The organism is Sphingomonas sp. (assembly GCF_035555815.1).
Classification (GTDB): Bacteria; Pseudomonadota; Alphaproteobacteria; order Sphingomonadales; family Sphingomonadaceae; genus Sphingomonas.
The window spans coordinates 1-5,078 of the sequence record NZ_DATMGG010000034.1; the positions used below are offsets into that span (position 1 = coordinate 1).

Annotated in this window: 5 protein-coding genes; all 5 read left to right on the top strand. The window is 70.4% G+C overall.

All coding sequences use genetic code 11. From position 1 onward, the window contains the following. Positions 1-91: 91 nt before the first annotated feature. The gene (locus VNR91_RS01975) at positions 92-1,042 is read left to right on the top strand and encodes an HAD family acid phosphatase (RefSeq protein WP_414712362.1); all 951 of its coding nucleotides are present in this window, start codon (positions 92-94) and stop codon (positions 1,040-1,042) included. Between the two features lies 1 nt (position 1,043). After that, positions 1,044-1,694: a CoA transferase subunit B gene (locus VNR91_RS01980; protein ID WP_325489117.1), complete on the top strand. Its 651-nt coding sequence runs from the start codon at positions 1,044-1,046 to the stop codon at positions 1,692-1,694. A gap of 201 nt (positions 1,695-1,895) precedes the next feature. Next, a complete protein-coding gene (locus tag VNR91_RS01985; protein WP_325489118.1) occupies positions 1,896-3,362 on the top strand; it encodes a hypothetical protein in 1,467 nt (488 codons plus the stop codon). A gap of 116 nt (positions 3,363-3,478) precedes the next feature. Beyond that, positions 3,479-4,318: a c-type cytochrome gene (locus VNR91_RS01990; RefSeq protein WP_325489119.1), complete on the top strand. Its 840-nt coding sequence runs from the start codon at positions 3,479-3,481 to the stop codon at positions 4,316-4,318. Positions 4,319-4,366: 48 nt separating this feature from the next. Next, a partial coding sequence (locus VNR91_RS01995) for an aconitase family protein (protein WP_325489120.1) occupies positions 4,367-5,078 on the top strand: 712 nt, incomplete at its 3' end.

Here is a 5,078-nt window from a genome sequence, read left to right on the forward strand (position 1 = left end):
CGCGGCGGTCCTGATGCTGGCGCCGCTGACCGGCGGCTGCGTCGCGGCGGTGATTCCGGCCGTGGCGGCCTCCGCCGTGGTCAAGTCGCGGATGGACGACAAGCGGGCGGAAGCCCCGGCCGCCGCGCCCTCCGCGCCCGCACCCGCCCAGAGCGTCCAGACGCCGCAGGGCAACTGGCAGGTCGTGCAGGGCGCGACCCAGTTGCCGCCGCCCTCCGGCGCCGCCGCGCGCCCGGCGGCGACCGATACGGTCGCGGTGCCGGAGGGGATGCAGTATCTCTACGGCTCGGGTGAGAGCGCCGGGCTGAGCCTCCAGGCCTATCGCGCGCTGTCCGACTATCTGACCCAGCAGATTCCCTATCGCCGCAAGAACACGCTGCGCCAGGTGGTGATGAGCGACGGATCGACGCTCGACGCGCCGCAGTTCGAGCCGTGCGGCGCCAAGCCGCTCGCGGTGGTGCTCGACGTCGATGAGACCGCGGTGCTCAACCTCGGCTACGAAGGCGACGCGGCGAAGCGCGGCGAGGCGTATGACGATGCCCGGTGGCAGCGTTGGGAACAGACCGGCGCGGACAAGGTCGCGGCGGTGCCGGGCGCGAAGCTGGCGCTCGACGCCGCGCGCAACGCCGGCATCACCGTCATCTTCAATTCCAACCGCAGCAACGCCAACGCCGCCGCGACCGAGGCGGCGATCGCCCACGCCGGCCTCGGCCCGGCAAAGCATGGCGAGACGCTGTGGCTGAAGGGTGACGACGGCGGCGGATCGGGCAAGGACGATCGTCGCTGGGCGATCGCCAGCGGCTATTGCGTGGTGGCGATGGTCGGCGATCAGCTCGGCGATTTCAGCGACTTGTTCGGCGATGCCCGGCTGACCCCGGCGGCGCGGCGCGCGGCGGCGGCGACCCCGGCGCTGGCCGGCCTGTGGGGCAACGGCTGGTTCCTGCTGCCCAACCCCGTCTACGGCTCCGGCCTGAAGGGCGGGTTCGACGATGTCTTTCCAACCGATACGCGCTGGAGCGATCCGGCCAAAGGAGTGAACTGAGATGCCCTGGACCCGCGATGAGATGGCCGCCCGTGCCGCGAAGGAACTGCGCGACGGCTTCTACGTCAACCTGGGCATCGGCATCCCGACGCTGGTGGCGAACCATATCCCCGACGGGGTTCAGGTGACGCTCCAGTCGGAAAACGGGATGCTCGGCATCGGTCCGTTCCCCTATCCCGACCAGGTCGATCCCGACCTGATCAATGCCGGCAAGCAGACCGTCAGCGAGCTGCCGTCGACGGTCTATTTCTCCAGCGCGGACAGTTTCGCGATGATCCGCGGCGGCCATATCGACCTGGCGGTCCTCGGCGCGATGGAGATCGCGGAAAACGGCGACATCGCCAACTGGATGATTCCGGGCAAGATGATCAAGGGTATGGGCGGCGCGATGGACCTCGTCGCCGGGGTCAAGAAGATCATCGTGGTGATGGAGCACAACGCCAAGAGCGGCGACGCCAAGTTCATCCCCGAATGCACGCTGCCGCTGACCGGCAAGAACGTGGTCGACATGATCGTCACCGATCTGGCGGTGTTCGCCCGCCCCGATCACCAGTCCCCCTTCGCGCTGATCGAGCTGGCGCCGGGCGTGACCGTGGACGAGATCGCCGCCAAGACCACCGCGAAGTACGAGGTTGCGCTCGCCGCCGCCTGATCCGGCGCGGGTCTTCATTCGGACGGCATCCGTCCTCTTCTGCGTCATCCCGGACTTGATCCGGGATCGGGGGCCGCGGGCGACGCTGCTTGCGCTGGATTCCAGCTTTCGCCGGGATGGCGCATAAGCGACTCCTGCCGCCGACATGGCGATCCGCGCTGAGCGTATTGCAAACATAATACACCTGGGTCATGAAGGCGCATGATCCCGATGCTCCCGCTGCTGCTCGCGCTCGCCCCGATGCTGGATGCGCCCGCCGACGCCGCGCCGCGCGACTGGGCGGCGACGCTGCGCCGGGACGCGCAGGCGCTGCACGACGATATCGCCGCCAACCATCCCGGCCCGGTCAACGCGCTCGATCCCGGTTTCGTCCGGCGCAACGACGCCGCGCTGGCGCAGGCGCTCGAACGCTCGGCACGGGTGCGCGACGAGGGCGGCTATCTCGCGGCGATGCGCGGCTATGCGGCACGCTTCGACGACGGCCACCTCGCGGTGTTCATGGCCGATCAGAGCCGCGCGCTGCCGGTTAGATGGCCCGGCTTCCTGACCGGCTTCGACGCGCGCGGCGCTCAGGTGGTGATGACGCGGGAGGACCGCGCGCCGGTGCCGCTCGGCGCGCGGCTGGTGGCGTGCGACGGACGCCCGGCGGATCGGCTGGCGGCGGAAAACGTCGGCGCCTTCGCCGGGCGGTGGATGCTCGCCTCGCGCCGCGCGCTGACCGGGGGCGCGCTGTTCACCGATCAGGGCAATCCCTTCATCGCCCGGCCGGCGCGCTGCACCTTCGTCGTCGACGGACGGGAACGGGCGGTGACGCTCGACTGGCGGCCGATCGATCCCGCCGCCTATCGCGCGCGGCTGGCCGATACCAACCAGCGCGCGCGTGAGCCGATCGGCGCGCGGACCGATCCCGACGGGACGCGCTGGTTCACGCTCAGCGGGTTCAACGGCGATCCCGACGGCGCCGACGCGGCGGCGCTGCGGCCGCTGATCGCCGCGCTGGCCGCCGATCGCGACGCGATTGTCGGGGCACCGCGCATCGTGCTCGATCTGCGCGGCAATAACGGCGGATCGTCCGACTGGTCGCACCAGATCGCGACGATCCTGTGGGGCGCGGCGCGCATCGATGGCCTGCCCGATCACAGCTATGTCGAATGGCGGGTGTCGGATACCAATCTGGCGACGCTGCGCGACTATCAGGCGCAGTTCGACCGGCCCGACGCCGGCGAGGTCGCCAGACGATACTTCCGCACGCTGGTCGATGGTGTCGCGGCGGCGCGCGCGGCGGGGCGGCCGCTGTGGCGTGAACCCGACGATATCGGCGACGATCCCGCCGCTAAGGGCGCCGCACCGCCACCGCCGCCGACCGCGCCGGCGCGGGTCTATTTCGTCACCGACACCGGCTGCGCCTCCGCCTGCCTCGACGCGGCGGATCTGTGGTCGGCGCTGGGCGCGATCCAGGTCGGGCAGGAAACCAGCGCCGACACGCTGTACATGGACGTCCGCAATCCGACGCTGCCCGGCGGGGTGATGCGCGCGGCGGTGCCGATGAAGGTCTATCGCGGGCGCGATCGCGGATCGAACGTGCCGATGGAGCCGGTCCACCGCTATGCCGGCGACATGCGCGACACCGCCGCGCTGGCGGCGTGGATCGCCACCCTCGACCGCTAGGGCGATAGGGCGGCCACGCCATCGCGGCGCTTCCGTTCGGTTTCCGGGCGGTCTATGTCTCGCCCGCAGAGTCGATGCGCGTGCTATGAAGGATTGTTCCTCGGGGGGCGCGGACGATGCGATTGGCCTACAAGATCGTGATTGGGGTGGTGGCGATCGCCGGTCTGGGCACCGCCATCCTCTACGGCGCCTCCGAATGGATGATCCGGCAGACCCGTGCGGCGCCGTTGCCGGCGATCACGGCCGATGCCTCCAGCGCCGGCGTGGCGGAGGGCGCGCGGATCGCCGCCTTCACCGGGTGCCGGGACTGTCACTATCAGGGCCACGGCGGCGTGATCGTCGACGAACCGCTGCTCGGCCGCATCGTCGCCCCCGCCTTTGCCCGCGTGATCGCCGGGCGCAGCGATGGAGAGGTGGCGCGGGCGATCCGGCACGGCGTCGGCTTCGATGGTCGCGCGCTGTGGGTGATGCCGACGCAGGCGCTGGGCCGTCTGTCGGACGACGATCTGGGCAAGGTGATCGGCTGGATGCGCACCCTGCGGCCCGATGAGGAGGACTTCACCTCCAGAATGCGGTTCGGCCCGATCGCGCGCGGGTTGATCGTGACGGGTGCGCTGCCGTCCAGCGTGCGGCCGGATACCGTCGCCGAACGCCACCGCGATCCCGATCCGGGCAAGTTCGTGGTCGAAACCTCGTGCGGCGGCTGCCATCGCCTGTTCGAGGCGGTGCCGTCGGATGACGGCAAGCAGACCGTGCCCGCGCTCGCGCCGGTCGGCGCGGCCTATGATCCGGCGCATTTCCGCCGCCTGCTGCGCACCGGCGTGGGGATGAGCAAGGCCGATCTCGGCATGATGAGCGACGCGGCGCGCAGCGCGCTCCACGAACTGACCGACGCGGAGATCACGGCGGTGCAGGCCTATCTTCGGCGCGAGATGGCGAACGCGCCCCCGCAATAGCCTTGCTTCCCGGCTTGCCGTCGCGCACGATTCGGTTAAAGCGCGCGCATGGCTAGCCGACCGCTCACCCTCTACGAAAAGATCTGGGCCGATCATGTGATCGAGCGCCGCGACGATGGCACCTGCCTGATCTACATCGACCGCCACCTTGTGCATGAGGTGACCAGCCCACAGGCCTTTGCCGGCCTGCGCGCGGCGGGGCGCGGCGTGCGCCGGCCGGATCTGACCTTGGCGGTGCCCGATCACAATCTGCCGACCACCGCGCGGGTCGACGCTGCCGGCCGGCCGCTGCCGATCGCCGATCCCGAAAGCGCCAACCAGCTTGCCGCGCTGGCCGCGAACACGCGCGAGTTCGGCATCGAATATATCGACGCGCTGGATGCCGCGCAGGGGATCGTCCACGTCGTCGGCCCCGAACAGGGCTTCACGCTGCCCGGCACCACGCTGGTGTGCGGCGACAGCCACACCTCCTGCCACGGCGCGCTCGGCGCACTGGCGTTCGGCATCGGCACCAGCGAGGTCGAGCATGTCCTCGCCACCCAGACGCTGCTGCTCCAGCAGGCCAGGACGATGGAGGTCCGCGTCGACGGTACGCTGGGCTATGGCGTCAGTCCCAAGGACGTGGTGCTGGCGATCATCGGCCGCATCGGCGCGGCGGGGGGCACCGGCCATGTCATCGAATATACCGGCGAAGTGATCCGCGCGATGTCGGTCGAGGGGCGGCTGACCGTGTCCAACATGTCGATCGAGGGCGGCGCGC

Bases quoted from the DNA above. Each gene is read 5' to 3' on its own strand.
- VNR91_RS01975 (WP_414712362.1), top strand. From the start codon at position 92: ATGGACGACAAGCGGGCGGAAGCCCCGGCCGCCGCGCCCTCCGCGCCC.
- VNR91_RS01980 (WP_325489117.1), top strand. From the start codon at position 1,044: ATGCCCTGGACCCGCGATGAGATGGCCGCCCGTGCCGCGAAGGAACTG.
- VNR91_RS01985 (WP_325489118.1), top strand. From the start codon at position 1,896: ATGATCCCGATGCTCCCGCTGCTGCTCGCGCTCGCCCCGATGCTGGAT.
- VNR91_RS01990 (WP_325489119.1), top strand. From the start codon at position 3,479: ATGCGATTGGCCTACAAGATCGTGATTGGGGTGGTGGCGATCGCCGGT.